Origin of the sequence: Streptomyces sp. NPDC048420 (genome assembly GCF_040651535.1) — a bacterium.
Taxonomy (GTDB): Bacteria; Actinomycetota; Actinomycetes; order Streptomycetales; family Streptomycetaceae; genus Streptomyces.
This window is the reverse complement of record NZ_JBEZKG010000001.1, coordinates 240,950-258,331: the sequence shown is the minus strand read 5'-3', so window position 1 is coordinate 258,331 and position 17,382 is coordinate 240,950. Positions and strand designations below refer to the sequence as shown.

General features: G+C 70.5%; 16 protein-coding genes and 2 pseudogenes. 10 read left to right on the top strand and 8 right to left on the bottom strand.

Annotated features, from left to right (window positions below; translation table 11 throughout):
• Positions 1-12: 12 nt before the first annotated feature.
• Complete coding sequence (locus AB0D34_RS01070) at positions 13-549, bottom strand: GNAT family N-acetyltransferase (RefSeq protein WP_362654534.1); 537 nt, start codon at positions 547-549, stop codon at positions 13-15.
• 70 nt (positions 550-619) lie between these two features.
• On the opposite strand from AB0D34_RS01070, the gene AB0D34_RS01065 reads away from it, so the two are divergent.
• Complete coding sequence (locus AB0D34_RS01065) at positions 620-1,012, top strand: glyoxalase superfamily protein (protein WP_362654531.1); 393 nt, start codon at positions 620-622, stop codon at positions 1,010-1,012.
• Positions 1,013-1,016: 4 nt separating this feature from the next.
• Here the strand turns inward: AB0D34_RS01065 and AB0D34_RS01060 are convergent, their stop codons facing one another.
• From AB0D34_RS01060 to AB0D34_RS01050, 3 genes are all read right to left on the bottom strand, one after another.
• A complete protein-coding gene (locus AB0D34_RS01060) occupies positions 1,017-3,617 on the bottom strand; it encodes a cellulosome protein (RefSeq protein ID WP_362654528.1) in 2,601 nt (866 codons plus the stop codon).
• A 125-nt stretch (positions 3,618-3,742) separates the two neighbouring features.
• Entirely contained in the window at positions 3,743-4,282 is a 540-nt protein-coding gene (locus AB0D34_RS01055; protein WP_362654525.1) for a MarR family transcriptional regulator, read from the bottom strand.
• On the bottom strand, positions 4,279-5,868 hold the full coding sequence (locus tag AB0D34_RS01050; protein ID WP_362654522.1) for an FUSC family protein: 1,590 nt from the start codon (positions 5,866-5,868) through the stop codon (positions 4,279-4,281). The genes AB0D34_RS01055 and AB0D34_RS01050 overlap by 4 nt, the downstream gene beginning before the upstream one ends.
• A gap of 171 nt (positions 5,869-6,039) precedes the next feature.
• Here AB0D34_RS01050 and AB0D34_RS01045 point away from each other — a divergent pair, with 171 nt between their 5' ends.
• The 5 genes from AB0D34_RS01045 (at position 6,040) to AB0D34_RS01025 (ending at position 9,345) form a co-directional block, all read left to right on the top strand.
• Positions 6,040-6,570 carry a DUF5134 domain-containing protein gene (locus tag AB0D34_RS01045; RefSeq protein WP_362654519.1) on the top strand — a complete coding sequence of 177 codons (531 nt, stop codon included), beginning with the start codon at positions 6,040-6,042 and terminating at the stop codon, positions 6,568-6,570.
• Between the two features lie 126 nt (positions 6,571-6,696).
• Positions 6,697-7,368 carry a phosphatase PAP2 family protein gene (locus tag AB0D34_RS01040; protein ID WP_362654516.1) on the top strand — a complete coding sequence of 224 codons (672 nt, stop codon included), beginning with the start codon at positions 6,697-6,699 and terminating at the stop codon, positions 7,366-7,368.
• A gap of 120 nt (positions 7,369-7,488) precedes the next feature.
• The gene (locus AB0D34_RS01035) at positions 7,489-7,752 is read left to right on the top strand and encodes a hypothetical protein (protein ID WP_362654513.1); all 264 of its coding nucleotides are present in this window, start codon (positions 7,489-7,491) and stop codon (positions 7,750-7,752) included.
• Between the two features lie 9 nt (positions 7,753-7,761).
• Positions 7,762-8,454 carry an HAD-IA family hydrolase gene (locus AB0D34_RS01030; RefSeq protein ID WP_362654511.1) on the top strand — a complete coding sequence of 231 codons (693 nt, stop codon included), beginning with the start codon at positions 7,762-7,764 and terminating at the stop codon, positions 8,452-8,454.
• Between the two features lie 216 nt (positions 8,455-8,670).
• Positions 8,671-9,345 carry a helix-turn-helix domain-containing protein gene (locus tag AB0D34_RS01025; protein WP_362654509.1) on the top strand — a complete coding sequence of 225 codons (675 nt, stop codon included), beginning with the start codon at positions 8,671-8,673 and terminating at the stop codon, positions 9,343-9,345.
• Here the strand turns inward: AB0D34_RS01025 and AB0D34_RS01020 are convergent.
• The gene (locus AB0D34_RS01020) at positions 9,333-10,835 is read right to left on the bottom strand and encodes a hypothetical protein (protein WP_362654506.1); all 1,503 of its coding nucleotides are present in this window, start codon (positions 10,833-10,835) and stop codon (positions 9,333-9,335) included. The genes AB0D34_RS01025 and AB0D34_RS01020 overlap by 13 nt on opposite strands.
• A gap of 96 nt (positions 10,836-10,931) precedes the next feature.
• On the opposite strand from AB0D34_RS01020, the gene AB0D34_RS01015 reads away from it, so the two are divergent.
• Positions 10,932-11,600: a DUF305 domain-containing protein gene (locus AB0D34_RS01015; protein WP_362655361.1), complete on the top strand. Its 669-nt coding sequence runs from the start codon at positions 10,932-10,934 to the stop codon at positions 11,598-11,600.
• 37 nt (positions 11,601-11,637) lie between these two features.
• On the opposite strand, the gene AB0D34_RS01010 is transcribed toward AB0D34_RS01015, so the two are convergent.
• A complete protein-coding gene (locus AB0D34_RS01010) occupies positions 11,638-12,102 on the bottom strand; it encodes a DUF6214 family protein (RefSeq protein ID WP_362654504.1) in 465 nt (154 codons plus the stop codon).
• 157 nt (positions 12,103-12,259) lie between these two features.
• Between AB0D34_RS01010 and AB0D34_RS01005 the strand changes: the two genes are divergently transcribed.
• Positions 12,260-13,594, top strand: a complete 1,335-nt coding sequence (locus AB0D34_RS01005) for an FAD-dependent oxidoreductase (RefSeq protein ID WP_362654503.1) — start codon at positions 12,260-12,262, stop codon at positions 13,592-13,594.
• Between the two features lie 130 nt (positions 13,595-13,724).
• On the top strand, positions 13,725-15,098 hold the full coding sequence (locus tag AB0D34_RS01000) for a nucleobase:cation symporter-2 family protein (RefSeq protein ID WP_362654502.1): 1,374 nt from the start codon (positions 13,725-13,727) through the stop codon (positions 15,096-15,098).
• Here the strand turns inward: AB0D34_RS01000 and AB0D34_RS00995 are convergent.
• A pseudogene (locus AB0D34_RS00995) lies at positions 15,021-15,360 on the bottom strand (helix-turn-helix domain-containing protein). The gene AB0D34_RS01000 and the pseudogene AB0D34_RS00995 overlap by 78 nt on opposite strands.
• Here AB0D34_RS00995 and AB0D34_RS00990 point away from each other — a divergent pair.
• Positions 15,314-15,688: pseudogene (locus AB0D34_RS00990) on the top strand (tRNA-dihydrouridine synthase); the annotation flags it as partial. The pseudogenes AB0D34_RS00995 and AB0D34_RS00990 overlap by 47 nt on opposite strands.
• Before the next feature lie 221 nt (positions 15,689-15,909).
• Here the strand turns inward: AB0D34_RS00990 and AB0D34_RS00985 are convergent.
• Positions 15,910-17,214 carry a PHB depolymerase family esterase gene (locus AB0D34_RS00985; protein ID WP_362654500.1) on the bottom strand — a complete coding sequence of 435 codons (1,305 nt, stop codon included), beginning with the start codon at positions 17,212-17,214 and terminating at the stop codon, positions 15,910-15,912.
• Between the last annotated feature and the right edge of the window lie 168 nt (positions 17,215-17,382).

Sequence of the window (17,382 nt, the reverse complement as noted above, 5' to 3'; positions counted from 1 at the left end):
ACGTCACACCCGTCATGCCAGGGGCTTGACCAGCAGCTCGAACTCCAGGTCGTCGCGCTGCGGAATGCCGAAGCGCTCGTCGCCGTACGGGAACGGCGTCATCTCTCCCGTACGGCGGTAGCCGCGCCGCTCGTACCAGGCGATGAGGTCGTCGCGCACGGAGATCACGGTCATGTGCATCTCGGTGACGCCCCAGGTCTCCCCGGCGATCCGCTCCGCCTCCGCGATGATCACCTTGCCGAGGCCGCCGCCCTGGAGCGCGGGGCTGACCGCGAACATCCCGAAGTACGCGTGGGCGCCCCGGTGTTCGAGCTGGCAGCAGGCGACGACCCGGCCGTCCCGCTCCACGGTCAGCAGCCGGCTGTCGGGCGACTTGATGACCGCGAGCACACCCTCCGGGTCGGTCCGCTGTCCCTCCAGGATGTCCGCCTCGGTGGTCCATCCGGCCCGGCTGTCGTCCCCCCGGTACGCCGACTCGACGAGCGCGACGAGCGTGTCCACGTCGGCGTCGGTGGCGTCACGGAAGGTGAGGCCGGCGGTGGTCTCCATGGGGCGCATCTCCACTTCGGGGCACGACTCGGGCACGGACGAGGGTAACTCCCCGGCTAGGCTCGCCCGCATGGTGCACGTACTGAGCGGCCGCGTTCTGCTGCGGCCCACCGATCCGGAGCGTTCCCGGGCCTTCTACGGCGATCAGCTGGGCCTCGCCGTGTACCGCGACTTCGGTACGGGACCGGAGCGCGGAACCGTCTACTTCCTCGGCGGCGGCTTCCTGGAGCTGTCCGGACGGTCCGAGGCCCCGCCGTCGGCGGATGTGCGGCTGTGGCTGCAGGTCCCCGACGTCGCCGCGGCCCACCAGGAGCTGCTGGGCAAGGGCGTCGAGATCGTACGGCCGCCGGTGAAGGAACCGTGGGGGCTGGTCGAGATGTGGGTGGCGGACCCGGACGGCACACCGATCGTGCTGGTGGAGGTGCCGGCGGACCATCCGATCCGGTACCGGCCCGGGATCTGACCCTTTACGCGGCCACCGGTGCCTCCCCCTCAGCGAGCGGTGTCACCGTGACCTGGTCGATGACGGGTGCGTACGCGGAACGCTGCCCGTACTCGTTGCTGGTGTCACCGCCGAAGTCCGGTAGTTCGTCGGCGGTGAAGGTGAGGGTGTTGAGGCCCGGGCGCAGGGTGACGGGTAGGGACAGGTTCCAGAAGTTGTTGAAGTGGAAGGTGGTGGGGAACAGGACCCGGTGCGCGGGGGCGCCGTTGACGGAGATGTCGGCGTGGCGGCAGACCGGGTCCGGGTTGTAGTGGGTGGAGGGGGGCTGCTCCCCGTTGGAGTAGCGGATCGTCAGCGCGTGGCGTCCGGCGCGGTCCGCCGTGACGGTCAGGGCGAGTGCGTTCGCGGGCCCGGCGCCGACGCCGTCGACCGCCTTGCCGCCGGTGGCGTACGCGTATCCGGTCACCCTCGCCGCGCCGGTCAGGACGCCCTCCTCGGCGGCGTACACGCTCGTGGGCAGCAGGCCGCGCGAGGGGGCGACGCGCAGGCGGTCGACGATCAGACGGTCCGACGTCCCGGTGACGGTGATCCGGTTGACACCCCCGGCCAGGAAGAGCGGTACGGCACCGCGCTCGACGCGACCGACCTCCTCACCGTTGACACTGAACACGCCCTCTCCGGGCCCGAGCAGGTCGACGGTGACCGAGGCCTCCCCGTCGTCGGCCGCGTACACCCAGAAGGTGACGGTGCCGCCCCGCGGGAGCACGACGACGCCGGGTCCCGAGGCCCCTCGGTGCGCGTGGCTGACCCGGGCGCCCCCACCGAGGTGGGTGAACTCGGCGTCGTACAGCGCCGTCTCGTCCTCGGCGCGCAGCACGAGGTCCAGCTTGTCGATGTTCGCGTCGCCCTTGGTGACCCCGAGGTCGGGGTCCTGCGCGGCGAGGGTGATCCGGTGCCGGCCCGCGGTCAGTTCGACGCGCGTGTCGGTGTGCCCCCACACAGCCGGCTTGTAGCCGAGCGGCAGCCGCAGTTCGCGCGGGTCCTCGCCGTCGACGCGCAGGAAGACGTTGGTCGGGCCCTGTTCGCGCACGAGGTCGGCGAGGTTGTGCGAGCCCGCGAACACGACGACGTCGTACGTCCCGTCCCGCGGGACCTCGACATCGAAGGCGAGCACGCCGTCGGAGCCGGTGCGCAGTCCGCCCACGTGGTAGCCGCCGGAGGTGGCGAACCGGTCCACGGCGGACGGGGAGCCCTCGGGACCGTTCTTCGTGTAGCCGCCACCCGTGTAGGTGCCGTCCTCAGCCTCGTACGTACGTCTCCAGCGCACCGCGGGCGGCACGGAGACGGCGCCGTTGCCGCCGGGCGACAGGATCAGCTGGTACGCGGACATCGCGTCGAGGTCGGTCAGACCGACCGTCAGCCTGCCGTCGAGGACGGGGAGTTCCTCGTCCCGCAGTCGCAACGGTTGTGCACTGGCGCCCACTTGGCCGGTCCACAGGATCTCCACCAGCCGTACGTGGACCACGGCACCGAACACCTCCGCGTCCACACCCTCGAAGACCACGTCCGCCGCACCGCCCGCTCCCCCGAACAGCGCCCGTGCCTGCCGCTTCTCCCGGTCGAGGGTGGCGACGCCCTGGAGGGTGTACTGCTCGTTGGGGTGCGGGGCGAGGACCCGGACGGTGTTACCGGTCAGCTGTCCGTAGGCGTTGTACAGCCACCACTGGCCGTTGGCCTTGTTCGCCTCCACCGCCGAGTCGTTGAGGTTGCCGGCGATGTTCCAGTACGCGAGGTCGGCGTCGACCTTCGACTCCTCGATGGCGGCGATCCACTGGATCATCTGGCCCGGGACGGAGACGTGGTAGTTGTGCGCGTACTCGTTGATGTTGACGGGCAGCGGGCCGATGCCCAACTCCCTCTCCAAGTCCCGGTACTTGGCTATGTTGGTGCGGACCTCCGCAGGCGAGGACAGCTCGTGCCAGGTGACGATGTCCGGCAGCACGTCGTGGGCTTTGGCGAACTCCAGGAAGTCCCTGACCTCGGGGTACAGGATGCAGGTGTTGGGTCCGGCCACGCGCGCGTCCGGGTCGAGGTCCTTGATGAGGCGGTACGCGGCCTCCCAGGCGCCGAAGTAGTGGCCGGGGTCGGTCCGCCAGGAGACCTGGTCGTAGCTCCACTCCCCGTCGCCGAACATGTTGCCCTCGGGCTCGTTGAACGGCACGTAGACGACGTGTTCCTTCAACTCCCCCAGCGTCAGGACCTGTTCGACCTGGCGGCGGATCACGTCCAGATGTCCGGCGAGCCGCTCCTCGCCGGTGGCGCCGGGCCACTCGTAGGGGAAGCCGCGGTAGAAATCGGGAAGGTAGACGTAGACGTCCTTGCCACCCGCCGCGACGAAGGGCGGCAGGATCTCCAGGGCGTCGCCGCCGGGGTGCTGGATGCCGTCCTGGGCCTTGGTCGTCACCGTGCGCGGGTACATGCCCTCGACCACCGTGCGGCTGGGCACGCCGTCGCCGTAGAGGCCGTAGAGCGTGCCGCTGGCTCCGCCGTGGAAGGGGCCGGTCTCGGTGCCGAGGTCGATGGTGAGCTTCTCGGGGGCGGGGCCTTCGGCTGCCACGGCATCCATCCTTCGTTCGATATTCCGTACGACAGTCGATGACCCGCACCGACCTGGACGAACGTAGGAAGCACGCGTGGACCGCGTCAACAGGCAGCGGGTTACGAAAGTTTCAAAGCCGCAGGTCGGAGCCCTCAGGCGCGCAGCGCTCCGAGGCTGCCCTCCAGTCGGCCGAGAAGCTCTCCGAGCCGGGCGGCGAGCTCGCCCTGCGCCTCGGCGGTCAGGACGGACAACACCGAGGTCTCGTACGCCAGTTGCTCGGGCAGGATCTCGTCGACGAGGTCGCGGCCCGCGTCGGTGAGCCGGACGTGGGCGACGCGGCGGTCACGGGTGTCGCCCCGGCGTTCGACCAGCCCCCGCTCGGTCAGCTGCTTGAGGCGCTTGGTGACGGCGGCGCCGGAGGAGAAGGTCTCGCGGGCCAGCTCGCCGGGGGTCAGCTCGTGCCCGGTGCGGCGCAGGGCGCCGAGCAGGTCGAACTCGGGGCGGCTGAGTCCGGCCCGGCGCAGCGGGGCGTCCTCGGCCTGCTGGAGAAGGGCGGCGCAGCGGTTGACCCGGCCGATGATCTCCATGGGCCCGGTGTCGAGGCCGGGGTGGACGGTCTGCCACTGCCGGACGACGGCGGCGACGGTGTCGTTCCTCGCCACGCCCGCCGGTCGTCCGTTCGCTGCCGTCATGGACGTACGCCCTCCGCTCTGTGGTGCCCGGTCGTCGCCGCGAGCGTACGGTGTCCGGCCCGCTCGGCGCGCACGACCCTCTCCTGGGGCAGCGCGCGCTGCCACCACTCGCCGGACGCGGCCTCGACGCTGGTCCGCAGGTCGACGAGGGCGGCGGCGAGGGCGCGGCGGGCGGAGTCCAGGGCTCCGGGCGCCGGGTGCGGCTCCGCCAGGAGCCGGGCGGTGTGCTCGCGGGCGTGTTCCGCGGTGGCCAGCGCCTGCTCGACGCGGTCGCCCGCACGCCGGTTGGTGACGGCGACGGCGGCGACAAAGCCGACCAGGGCGCCGACGAGGGTGTCCACGACCCGCTCGGTGATCAGCTGTCCCGGCTCCTGGTAGCCGGCGAACTCGGTGATCAGCAGGGCCATCGGGGTCACACAGATGCTGCCGAGCCAGTAGTTGCGGCCGATCAGCGCCTCGGCACCGAAGTTGAAGGCGAGACAGCACAGGACGAGGGCGGCGGGTCCGACATGGGCGAGCGGGACAACGGCGGCGAACACCAGGACGCCGACGAGGTTGCCGACAACACGCTGGACTCCCCTGCTCCAGGTGAGGGTGACATTGGCCTGATAGAGGGAGGCCGCGGTGACCAGGGCCCAGTAGGGGCGGCCGACGCCGAGGGCGAGGGAGGCGTATCCGGCGAGGGCGCAGCCCAGCGCGGTGCGTACGGCGATCGGGGCGAGCGGGCCGAGTGCGCGCCACCACGGACGGGCGGGCATGGCCGACTCGACATCCACACCGAGGAGTTCGCCGTCGTCCGCCGCCCTCGGGACCGGTCCTGTGCCGCGCAGGTGGCGGGCCCAGGCGCGCAGGAGGTGGGGGTCCGCGTCGGCAGGTGCCGCGAGCGCGACCTCGGCGCGGACGACGAGGCGTTCGAGGGCGCGCCGGGTCTCGGTGCGGGCGCCGGCCGAGAGGAGGGTCTGCCAGGCGGCCTGGACCGCGGCATGAGCGGTTCCGCTCGCGCGGGAGGACGGGCTTTCCATGGCGGCGGCCGTCGCGTTCAGCGCCTGCGCGGTGGCCCGCCGCTCCGGACCGTGGGGTCGCACCAGCCCCGGCGCCATCCCGACGAGCCAGGCCCATGCGCCCGCGGCGAGGGCCAGGCCCAGATGGCCGGGAACCTGGCCGAGGGTCTGCGGGGCGAACAGGGCGGCGGAGCTGATGAAGGTGAGCACGACATGACCCGGCGGACCGATCCTGGTCGCGTCGCACAGGGCCTTCTGCGCGGCGGCCACCAGCGCGCCGACGGTCACCAGCACGACGGCACTGCCGGTCATTGCGGCGGCGACCAGACCGACACCGAGACCCGTGACCATGCCGAGCACCACCCAGGCCAGGGCACGGGCCCGGGCGGCGTACGGCCGGTTGTGGGCGTACAGCGCGCACAGGGATCCGGCCATCGCGTACATCGCCAGGTCGAGTCGGCCGAGGGCCAGCAGGGTCAGGTTGGGCGGGGCGACCGCGACAACCACGCTCAGGGCGGGCTTGAACCAGATGTCGGAGGGCCTGCCGAGGCGCAGCACACCGGCGAGCGGAAGACGAGTGCTCATGGTGCACAACCTTAGCAGGTGTTTTACCCGTAAACGATACAAGGTCGATACCCCTGAGATGCCCCTGACCTGCCGTGCTCCGTCGCACGCTCCCCGCGTACACCCTTGCGCTCGATTGCGCGCCGCAAGGCACGGGCATTCCTTGACCGACGTCGAGCGGGGGAGGTTGGCGTGCACGGACCGGCTTCGCCCGGCTGGCTGCTGGTGGCGCTCTGCGCGGCGACCGGGGCGTACTGTCTGCTGCGGATGCGCAGCGGTGTCGAGGAACAGCGTCGGGCCGCGGGCGGCGAGGCGCTGATGGGCTTCGGGATGGCCGCGATGGCCGTACCGGCCGCCGTGTTCACACCACCGTCGTGGGCCTGGCCCGTCTACACGGCCGTGTTCGGCGGGGCCGCGCTGCGGGCGCTGTGGACGGCGCGCACCAGCAGTCACCACCTGCACCATCTGGTGGGGGCCTCGGCCATGGTCTACATGGCGGTGGCGATGGCTGTCTCGCCGGGCCACCACGGCGGTGCGGGAGTGCCCGTCGTGACCGGCGTGCTGCTCCTCTACTTCACGGGATACGTCCTGCTGTCCGGCGTCCGTCTCATACCGGTGACCGCCGGTGGGGCGGCCGTCGGCTGGGGCGACCGGCCCGAACTCGCGCGCGCGTGCCGGCTGTCGATGGGCATCGCGATGGTGGCCATGCTGCTGACGCTCTGAGGCGAGCGGCGAACTCAATGAGGGCCGGGGCCACGGGTGCTGGGACCGCGACGGTCACGGGCCCCGTCTGTGAGAGTCCCGTCCCGGGATTCGCCTCAAGCCGCTCCGGTCGGCGAGGATCGCACTATGCACTCCCCGTCCGTGGACTCCCCGCCCCGTCCGCCGGAGCACCGGATCGCCGCTCGCGCCACCGGTGCGCTGGCCCTGTGCTCGGTGCTGCTGCTCGTCCTGGTCGTGGCCGAGTGGCGGCCGCTGCTCTCCGCCGACGGCGACATCGCCGACACCACCCACCGCTGGGCGGTCGACGAACCGGGGCTCACGCACGCCTTTCGCATCCTGACGGACTGGGTCTGGGACCCCTGGGCGATGCGCGTCCTGGCTGCGGTCGCGGCCCTGTGGCTGGTGTGGCGTCGCAACGCCCGCTGGACGGCCGTATGGCTGGTGGTCACATGTGCGCTGGGCACACTGGTCCAGCAGATCCTGAAGGCCGCCGTCGGCCGGGAACGTCCTGTCTGGCCCGACCCCGTCGACTCCGCCCACTTCGCGGCCTACCCGTCGGGCCACGCCCTGACGGCCACGGTGGTCTGCGGCCTCCTGCTGTGGCTCCTCCACCACTACGGCGCCGGCCGCGCCCTGCGGCTCACGGCCCTGACGATCGCCGTCGTCTCCGTCGTCGGCGTGGGCCTGACCCGCATCTGGCTCGGCGTGCACTGGTTCTCCGACGTCCTCGGCGGCTGGCTGCTGGGCGCGATGCTCGTGACCCTGGCGGTGACGGTTCACCAGCGGTACCGGCCGTGAACGACGGACCGAGCCGCGTCTCGCTATGCGAGCCCGCCCGATCTGCGCTCGACGGTACGGCCGAACAGCGAGGGCGGACCATCCGTTCCGCCGCCGACCTCGCCACCTGGCTCTGGCGAGATGGGGTTCGCCCGGGCCGCAGGCCGCTGGACCGTCCACGAGGTCACCAACCCCTCCACGGGCTACTGCCCGGACACCGACTCGTGGCACGCCGTGCGGCGTGCCCTCGACCGCGTCGGCCCCGAGCACCCCGGCCGGTTCACTCACGAGGTGGTGTTCCGGCGGTGCGAGGAGTGCGGGGAGCGCTCGATCGTGCGCGAGGCGGAGTTCGTCTGTGTGTTCTGCGGGAGCGAACTCCCCGTCGCGTGGAACGCGGGCCCTTAGGATCACCGTATGACTGCCGTGCTGTTCGACTTCTCGGGCACCCTCTTCCGGATCGAGTCCACCGAGGCCTGGCTGAGTGCCGTTCTCGCCGAGGCGGGACTCACGCTCGCCGAGGCCGAGTTGGCGCGGGCCGCGCAGGAACTGGAGAGCGTGGGGGCCCTGCCGGGTGGAGCGGCGCCGCGGGTGCCGATGCCGGACGAGCTCGCCGAGATGTGGGGCGTGCGGGACGAGAGTGCCGCGTTGCACCGAGCCGCCTACACCGGGCTCTCCCGGCTCGTCGCGCTGCCGGATCCGGCCCTGCACGACGCGTTGTACGACCGGCACATGCTCCCGGCCGCCTGGCAGCCCTATCCCGACGCCGCCGAGGTGCTGCGCGCATTGCGCGAGCGCGGGATCAAGGTGGGCGTGGTCAGCAACATCGGCTGGGATCTACGGCCGGTCTTCCGCGCGCACGGGCTCGATCCGTACGTCGACGCCTATGTGCTGTCGTACGAACACGGCATCCAGAAGCCGGATCCCAGGCTGTTCAAGACCGCTTGCTCGGCGCTCGGCGTGGAGCCCCGGGACGTCCTCATGGTCGGTGACGACCGGCGGGCGGACGGCGGCGCGGCGGCCCTGGGCTGCGGGGTGCACTTCGTGGACCATCTGCCGGTGGCGCGACGCCCCGACGGGCTGCGGCCGGTCCTCGGTCTGGTGGGCTGAGGCCCGGACGGACGCCCGGAAATCGGTGGCCGAAAACGGGGTGGTCACCCCGCCGAGAAGGTCGCCTGAGGACACCAGCGGAGCGTATGCTCGCCCACTCTGGACGATCCCCCGCGTCGCCCAGAGCAGGCAGCAGCCCCGACCAGGCCTTTCACGGGCCGGGCCGGACGCGTTGAGTATAGTTGGCTGATAGCCAGTCAACGCAGGAGTTACAGCATGTCCCCGCGCAGCGCCTCGGTCAATGAAGAGCTGCGCCGCCGTTCCCGGGAGCGGCTCCTGCAGGCGGCGATCGAACTGGTCTCCGAGCGCGGGTACGAGGCCACGACCCTCGGCGACATCGCGGACCGGGCCGGTTCGGCGCGCGGTCTGGTGTCGTACTACTTCCCCGGCAAGCGCCGGCTGGTGCAGTCCGCCGTACACCGGATCATGCACCGCACACTGGAGGAGGCGCTGGAGCGCGAGCCCCGCACCGAGGACGGGCGAGAGCGGATGGCGCGGGCCATCGACGCGATCCTGGGCCTCACCCGGGACCGGACCGTGCTGATGCGCCAGCACATGGCGGGCCTGCTGGACACCGACGGCGTCGTGCAGTGCCCGGAACAGCAGCGCCTCGCCGAGCTGCTGCGGGACACGATGGAACGGCATGGTTCGCAGACGGTCGAGACCGACTACCCGATGCTGCGCTCGCAGCTCATGGGCGCGGTCTACGCGATGGTCGTGCCGAACGTCCCGATGCCACTCACGACCCTGCGTGCCGAGCTCTTCACGCGCTACCGGCTCGACTGGGAGCAGGGCGTCCCGCCGGGCACCGAGGCACCCGACGGGACGTACGACACCGATCTGTCGCGTTTCTTCGAGACGGGCGGCGAGCCCGGGGGTCAGTCGAAGTAGTCCGGCTGCGTCTGGACGTTGAGCTCGTTCAGCCACACCTTCTTGGCCGGATCCGTGCGCCGGTCACTGAGCTTCAGTACGTCGAAGCCCTTGGCGATGTCGTTCGAATAGATGTAGCCGTTGTAGTAGTACGCCGACCACGCTCCGCCGCCCTGCAGGGTGGTGGTGCTCAGCGGGCCGCGCTCGAAGTAGGCGATCTCCTTGGGCTTCGCGGAGTTGGTGAAGTCCCAGACGGAGACACCGCCCTGGTACCAGGCCTGGACCATGATGTCCTTGCCCTTGACCGGGATCAGCGAGCCGTTGTGCGCGACACAGTTCTCGGTGTCGGCCTGGTGGCGCGGGATCTTGAAGTAGCTGCGGAAGGCGAGCTTGCGCTTGTCACCCTTGCCGACGATGTCGTAGATGCCGTCCGCGCCGCGGTCGGGACCGATCTCCGCGTTGCAGGTGGCCGCACCGCCGCCACCCAACTCGTCGGTGAAGACGACCTTGTTCGCCTTCTGGTTGAAGGTCGCCGAGTGCCAGAACGCGAAGTTCACGTTGTCCTGCACCCGGTCGATGACCTTCGGGTTCTCCGGATCCTTGATGGAGAACAGGATGCCGTCACCCATGCAGGCGCCCGCCGCCAGGTCCTTCTCCGGGAGCACCGTGATGTCGTGGCAGCCGGTGGTCTTGGAGACGCCCGGGTTGGTGGGCGAACCGGGGTTGCCGCCGCCGTCGGGGCCCTCGCCGGGGAAGAGCACCGGGAAGCTGACGACCGCCGCCTTCTCGGGGGCGCTGCGCGGCACCTTGATGACGGAGATGCCGTCGTGCGGCGGCCGGCAGTCGGGGTAGGTGGCGCTCGGCGAGTACGAGGAGACGTACAGGTAGACGTTCCTGCGCTCCGGCACCAGCGTGTGGGTGTGCGAGCCGCAGGCGGTCTCCACGGCGGCGACGTACTTCGGGTTGCGCTTGTCGCTGATGTCGAAGACCTTCATGCCCTCCCACGAGGACTTCTCGGTCGCGGGCTGGGTGGTGCTGGCACAACTGCTGTCGCTGCGCGAGGAGTCGGTGGAGAGGAACAGCAGGTTCCCGGAGACGGAGATGTCGTTCTGCGATCCGGGGCACAGCACCTGGGAGACGGTCTTCGGCACCTTCGGGTTGCTGATGTCGAAGATCCGGAAGCCGTCGTAGTTGCCGGCGAAGGCGTACCGGCCCTGGAAGGCCAGGTCCGAATTGGTGCCGGGCAGGGCGTCCTTGGGGATGTTGACGAGGTGCTCGATGTTGTCGGAGTGCACGATTTCGTCCTGGCCGGGTATCTCGCCGTCGGCGATCGCCGCCCTCACCTCGGCCTCGGTGCTCTTGGACACCTCCTTGCCCGCGGCCGGGCGGTCCCCGGGGTCGGGGGTCGCGGCGGCCGGGCCGGCGGACAGCAGCGCGGCCAGGAGACCCACGGCGGTCGCGGCAACTCCCAGACGTCTGTGCCGGGTTCGGGGATTTCTCAACAGGATCACTGTTTTCCTCCCTGTGCGGTTCATGTGGAACGCTGCACGCACCCCCGCAGTATCGTCTTCACCATGCACAGATCAACAGAGGGCAACGAACTCGTAATGAAGGGACCACGGGTGACCACTGTGCTTTTCCGCCGCGCGCCGTACGCGACGGCCGCCCTGGCCGCACTGGCAGCCCTGACCCTCGGGGGCTGCGACTCCGACGCGGACCCGAAGTCGGCCTCGGCGACCGGGCCTTCGGTGCTGGTGCCCGGCAAGCCCGGTGAGGCCAACCGCACGCTGTCCGCACAGGACGCCGAAGAGCAGCGGGCCGACGACGACAGCCCCAACTCGGCGGACGTCTCGTACGCGCGGATGATGATCGAGCACCACAGCCAGGCCCTCGAACTGACCGAACTCGCCCCGCAACGCGCTGAGTCGGAGCAGCTCAAGGCGCTCGCCGAGCGGATCGCGGCCGCCCAGGGACCGGAGATCGACGCGATGAAGGCCTGGTTGAAGGCCTACAGGCAGTCCGAGAAGAGCGACGACCACGAGCACGCCGCGATGCCCGGGATGGCGACCGAGGCTCAGCTGGACAAGTTGCGCGCGGCGAAGGGGACGGCGTTCGACCAGCTCTTCCTCACCCTGATGATCACCCACCACGAGGGGGCGATCACCATGGCGACGGATGTGAAGGGGCAGGGCAACAACGTCCGGATCGAGGAGATGGCCGACGACGTGGTGGCCCAGCAGACGAGCGAGATCGACCGGATGCGGGACATGCTCTGAACCGGCCTGCCCCGCGAAGCGGTCTCAACCGGCCTGTTCAGCGCCTTGCGTGACGTGGCGTCAGAAATCCCGCGTCGCGTGCCTGCGAGATGAGCCGGAGCGACTTGCGGCGGCTGTGGCCTGTCGCGCACATCACCGCGAGGACCGGGTCCACGCCGTCCTCCTGGGCGGCCCGGTACTCCTGGGCGACCAGCCAACGGCCCTCCATGCCACGCGGCCAGGCGGGGCGGGCACGACGCGGTCCGGCCTCCCGGGCTTCGGCGTCCGCCTCGGGCGCGATGCCGCAGGCCTCGAACAGCGGGCCCTCGATCCAGTCCCCGAGTGCGGCCAGGTCGTCGAGCGAGAGCGCCGGCTGCGCCCGTACGTCCTCCAGGGAGGCACAGCCCTCGGCCACCACGGCGAGCACGTCCACCCGGGCACCGTCACCGAAGGCCAGCCGGACGTGGAACCACGAGGTCGCGTCCTCGTCCTCCCGCACTTCCCACGCGGGCCACACGGACACGCTGCCGTCCGTCGGACAACGATCAGAAAGATTAAGAAAGGATGCTTCTAGCACACACGCAACGTAACCGCATGATCACATTCCATACGAACGGACACGCGTACTCCTGGCGCGCAGCACCCTGTCAGCGCAGCGGCGATGGTGCGATCCTGAAGGTATGCGTGTCGCCGTCGTCGGCTCCGGGCCGAGCGGGTGCTACACCGCCCAGAGCCTCGTCCAGCAGGATCCCGACGTGCTCGTCGACGTCCTGGACCGGCTGCCGTGCCCGTACGGCCTGGTGCGGTACGGCGTGGCACCGGACCACGAGAAGATCAAGTCGCTCCAGAACAACCTGCGGACCGTCCTGGAGCACGAGCGGGTGCGGTTCCTCGGCGGTGTCGCGATCGGCCCCGGTGGGATACCGGCCGCACGGCTGCGCGAGCTGTACCACGCCGTCGTGTACTGCGTGGGCGCCGCGACCGACCGCCATCTGGGCATCCCGGGCGAGGACCTGCCGGGCAGCTGGTCGGCGACCGAGTTCGTGTCCTGGTACAGCGCGCACCCCGATTCGACGGCCGACGGCTTCGTGGCCGGCGCGCGGTCGGCCGTGGTCATCGGCGTCGGGAACGTCGCGGTGGACGTGGCGCGGATGCTGGCGCGCGGGGTGACCGAACTCAGCCCCACCGACATGCCGCAGCCGGCGCTCACCGCGCTGGCGGCCAGCCGGGTGACGGACATCCACATGGTGGGCCGGCGCGGCCCCTCCCAGGCCCGGTTCACCACCAAGGAGCTGCGCGAGCTGGGTTCGCTTCCCGGCACCGAAGTGAAGGTTCGGGCCGGGGAGTTGGCACTGGACCCGGCGTACCTCGACCCCTCTCCCCTGCCGGCACCGCAGCGCCGGAACGTGGAGGTACTGCGGGGCTGGGCGGCAGCCGACCCGCGACCGTCGTCCCGCAGGATCTCGTTGCGCTTCTTCCTCCGTCCCGTCGAACTGCTCGCCGCCGGCGGCCGGGTGGGCGCGGTCCGCTTCGAGCGCACGGCACCGGACGGACACGGCGGCGTGACCGGCACTGGCGAATTCGAGGAGATCGAGGCCCAGTTGGTGCTGCGTTCGGTCGGCTATCTCGGAGTCCCGCTGGAGGGCCTCCCGTTCGACCCCGCGACGGGAACCGTGCCCCACCTCGCCGGACGGGTCCTGCGCGAGGGCACGGTGGCACCGGGCGAGTACGCGGCCGGCTGGATCAAGCGCGGCCCGACCGGCGTCATCGGCACGAACCGGCCATGCGCGAAGGAGACGGCGACGTCATTGCTGGAGGACGCCGACACGCTCGTACACAAAGATCTGCCCGGCGACCCGTTGACGGCACTGCGGGCTGCGGGCGTCGATCCGGTGGAGTGGGCAGGCTGGTGCGCCATTGAGCAAGCAGAGGTGGAACTCGGCGCGTCTCTGGGCAGGGGCGTGGTGAAGCTCCCCGACTGGCAGTCCCTTCTCAACGCCGCTCACGGAATTTAGGGGCGCGGGGCCGTATCGATAAGCGGCTCCGCCGCGTGGGCGCGACCAGCCCCGCACTACCCGCACCAGGCAACGCACCGGCAACACCCCCGAAATCAACAATCTGTTCAACGCCCCTACCGTCTCGGACATGGCCCAAACCACCCCTGTGCACCCCGTGGACGAGGTACCCCCCGTCCGCCAGCTCACCGTCTTCGGCCTCCAGCACGTCCTCGCGATGTACGCCGGCGCCGTGGCCGTCCCCCTGATCGTCGGCGGCGCGATGAAACTCTCGCCCGCCGACCTGGCGTATCTGATCACCGCCGACCTCCTGGTGTGCGGCATCGCCACGCTCATCCAGTGCGTCGGCTTCTGGCGCTTCGGCGTTCGGCTCCCGATCATGCAGGGCTGTACGTTCGCGGCCGTGTCCCCCATGGTCCTGATCGGCACGACGGGCGGCGGACTGCCCGCGATCTACGGCTCGGTGATCGTCGCCGGCCTGGCGATCATGCTGCTCGCGCCGGTCTTCGGGAAACTCCTGCGCTTCTTCCCGCCCCTGGTCACGGGCACGGTGATCCTGATCATCGGCATCTCGCTGCTCCCGGTCGCGGGCAACTGGGTGGCGGGTGGAGTCGGATCGGCCGACTTCGGCGCACCGAAGAACATCGCACTGGCCGTCTTCGTGCTGGCGGTGGTGCTCGGCGTGCAACGCTTCGCGCCCGCCTTCCTGAGCCGGATCGCGGTACTGATCGGCATCGTGGTGGGTCTGGCGGTGGCCGTCCCCTTCGGGTTCACGGACTTCAGCGGGGTCGGGGACGCGGACTGGGTCGGGATCAGCACGCCGTTCCACTTCGGGGCGCCCACGTTCGAGTTCTCGGCGATCGTGTCGATGCTGGTCGTGGCGCTGGTGACGATGACCGAGACGACCGGTGACCTGATCGCGGTCGGCGAGATGACGGACCGGAAGGTCGAGCCGCGCTCGCTCTCGGACGGCCTGCGCGCGGACGGTCTCTCGACGGTGCTCGGCGGTGTCTTCAACACCTTCCCGTACACGGCGTACGCGCAGAACGTGGGGCTGGTCGGGATGACCCGGGTGCGCAGTCGCTGGGTCGTCGCCACGGCCGGCGGCATCCTGGTCCTGCTGGGGCTGCTGCCCAAGCTGGGCGCGGTGGTCGCGGCCGTACCGGCGCCGGTGCTGGGCGGGGCGGGGCTGGTGATGTTCGGGACGGTCGCGGCGAGCGGCCTCAGGACCCTCACCCAGGTGGACTTCAAGGGCAACAACAACCTGACGGTGGTGGCCGTCTCGGTGGCCATGGGTGTGCTGCCGGTCGGGGTCCCGACGATCTACGAGAAGTTCCCCGACTGGTTCCAGACGGTGATGAACAGTGGCATCAGCGCGGGCTGTCTGACGGCGATCGTGCTGAACCTGCTCTTCAACCACATCGGGTCAGCCCCCGAGCCGGCCGGCCTGACGGTCGACGGCGTCGAGCAGGACGCCGAGCAGGCCCGGGAGGAGATCGTCTAGCCGGTCGTGACGCAGGCCGTTCATCTTGGCCGTGCCCCGGTAGGTCTGCCGGATCACCCCTGCCTCGCGCAACACCCGGAACTGGTGGGTGGTCGTCGACTTGGTGACGGGCAGATCGAAGTGCGAACAGGAGAGCTCGTCGCCGGACGGCGGCGAGCTCTCGCACGATCCGGAGCCGCATCGGGTCGGAGAGCGCGTGCAGGACGCCCTCCAGCCGTATGTCGTCGCGCTCGGAGGAGGGCGGCTGGACCCCGGACGACACCGTCCGCTTCGCCGGCGACCTCCGGGCCCACGGCGTCGACCTCCTGGACGTCTCCAGCGGCGGCAACGCGTCGGGCGTCCGCATCCCGGTCGGCCCCGGCTACCAGGTGCCCTTCGCGGCCCGTGTCAAGCACGAGGCCGACCTCCCGGTCGCCGCGGTCGGCCTCATCACGGACACCGAGCAGGCGGAGAAGATCCTCTCCAACGGCGAGGCGGACGCCGTACTCCTGGGCCGCGAACTGCTGCGCAACCCGTCCTCGGCACGGCAGGCGGCACGGGAGCCTGGCGCGGACGTGCGTGTGCCGGACCAGTACCACCGGTCGGTGTGAACTCCGGTTTCCGCAGAGGACCTTCGGCGCGGGGACAGGGCAGGTGGGCTCCCTTGCGCACGGTCGGTTCAGGGTGGTCGGCCTGAGACATCCGTGTGGATGTACGCCCTTGCCGGACCCCTCGACCGGGTGCGAGGCCTGTTGCGCTCCTGGCATGTCGTCCGGCGGGACTCCCGCGTACCGCGCCGGGACATCCCGCCGGAAGAGCCTGCTGTGAGCGCTCAACTCGTCGTACAGGCTGTTCCGTTGAGCGTGAAGCCACCCGGTGCCGCGCTGTTCCCGCCGTGGTTCGCCTGGTACCCGATGGAGACGCTCGCGTTCGGGGCGATCGTCCCGTTGTACGTCGCGTTCGTCGCCGTCACCGCGCCGGAGGCCGGGGTGTACGTGGCGCCCCAGCCGTTGGTGATGGTCTGGCCGGTGGGGAGGGTGAAGGCGAGTTTCCAGGCGTTGATCGTCGTCGTGCCGGTGTTGGTGATGGTGACCGATGCCGTCAGGCCGGTGTTCCAGGCGTTCGTCGTGGCCGTCACCTTGCAGGCGCCCGGCTGGGGTTGGGGCGCCGGGCCCGTGCTGTCGAGGCCGAAGAAGGTAAGGGCTCGTGTGGCCATGCCGTTGGCGTAGAGGTTGTGGCCGACGCCCTGGAGGCTGATCGCCTCGACGGGGGCACGGTCACTGGTGGCGCCGTAGCGGGTGCGGGTCCAGCCGGACTGCGGAGTGTCCGTGGCCGCCGGGGTCTGGCTCACGCCGAGGACGTTCGTCCACTGCTTGATCTCCTCCCCGAAGTTGGGGTAGCGCAGCACGTCGTCCTCGGTGCCGTGCCACACCTGCATCCGCGGGCGGGCGCCGGTGTAGCCGGGGTAGGCGGCACGGACCAGGTCGCCCCACTCCTGCGGGGTGTGCGTGATCGTGCCGCCCGAGCAGGCACTGTTCCACTCCGAGCCGTCCGTGGTGGCGAAGCAGCCGAAGGGGACGCCGGAGAAGGCCGCGCCCGCCGCGAACACGTCCGGGTAGTCACCGAGCAGGACGTTCGTCATCATCGCGCCGGAGGAGATGCCGGTGGCGTAGATCCGGCTGGTGTCGGCGGAGTAGGTGCTGACCGTCCAGTCGATCATGGACTTGATGCCGACGGGGTCGCTGCCGCCACCGCGCTTGAGGGCCTGCGGCGAGGACACGTCGAAGCACTTGCTGGACCGGGTGACCGACGGGTAGATCACCACGAAGCCGTATGTGTTGGCCAGTTGGGCCCATTCCGTGCCGTTGTACATGGCCGGTCCGGAGCCGGTGCAGTAGTGCACGGCCACCACGACCGCGGGGTGCGCGGTGACGTTGTCCGGCACGTACAGGTACATCTGCAGGTTGCTGGGGTTGGTGCCGAAGCCGGTCACCTCGGTGAGGGTCGCGGTGGGGACCGCCTCGGTGCGGGCCACTGCCGTGGGCGCGGTGAGAAACGCCGCCGCGAGTAACGACAGCAGGGCCAACAGCACCGAACTCAGCGGTCTTCTCGTCGTGTTGCGGGGGGTGGTGGACACGGCCTTGCCCCTTTCGTTCAGCAGGACGAATCAGCAGGAGGAACGGCGCCTGGTCGAGGTCGGCCAGGTTCTTGGTCGTGGGGTACAACGGCGGGCCCCGACATCGGCGACCGGTACGCGGCTGCGAGAGCCACGGCCGGCCGAGTGAGCACCAGGCCGCCGACGAAC

What these genes read in the sequence shown, in the direction of transcription:
- AB0D34_RS01065 (WP_362654531.1), top strand. Translation starts at nt 620, where the DNA reads ATGGTGCACGTACTGAGCGGCCGCGTTCTGCTGCGGCCCACCGATCCG.
- AB0D34_RS01070 (WP_362654534.1), bottom strand. Translation starts at nt 549, where the DNA reads ATGGAGACCACCGCCGGCCTCACCTTCCGTGACGCCACCGACGCCGAC.
- AB0D34_RS01060 (WP_362654528.1), bottom strand. Translation starts at nt 3,617, where the DNA reads ATGGATGCCGTGGCAGCCGAAGGCCCCGCCCCCGAGAAGCTCACCATC.
- AB0D34_RS01035 (WP_362654513.1), top strand. Translation starts at nt 7,489, where the DNA reads ATGGGGTTCGCCCGGGCCGCAGGCCGCTGGACCGTCCACGAGGTCACC.
- AB0D34_RS01055 (WP_362654525.1), bottom strand. Translation starts at nt 4,282, where the DNA reads ATGACGGCAGCGAACGGACGACCGGCGGGCGTGGCGAGGAACGACACC.
- AB0D34_RS01015 (WP_362655361.1), top strand. Translation starts at nt 10,932, where the DNA reads ATGAAGGGACCACGGGTGACCACTGTGCTTTTCCGCCGCGCGCCGTAC.
- AB0D34_RS01050 (WP_362654522.1), bottom strand. Translation starts at nt 5,868, where the DNA reads ATGAGCACTCGTCTTCCGCTCGCCGGTGTGCTGCGCCTCGGCAGGCCC.
- AB0D34_RS01005 (WP_362654503.1), top strand. Translation starts at nt 12,260, where the DNA reads ATGCGTGTCGCCGTCGTCGGCTCCGGGCCGAGCGGGTGCTACACCGCC.
- AB0D34_RS01025 (WP_362654509.1), top strand. Translation starts at nt 8,671, where the DNA reads ATGTCCCCGCGCAGCGCCTCGGTCAATGAAGAGCTGCGCCGCCGTTCC.
- AB0D34_RS01000 (WP_362654502.1), top strand. Translation starts at nt 13,725, where the DNA reads ATGGCCCAAACCACCCCTGTGCACCCCGTGGACGAGGTACCCCCCGTC.
- AB0D34_RS01030 (WP_362654511.1), top strand. Translation starts at nt 7,762, where the DNA reads ATGACTGCCGTGCTGTTCGACTTCTCGGGCACCCTCTTCCGGATCGAG.
- AB0D34_RS01040 (WP_362654516.1), top strand. Translation starts at nt 6,697, where the DNA reads ATGCACTCCCCGTCCGTGGACTCCCCGCCCCGTCCGCCGGAGCACCGG.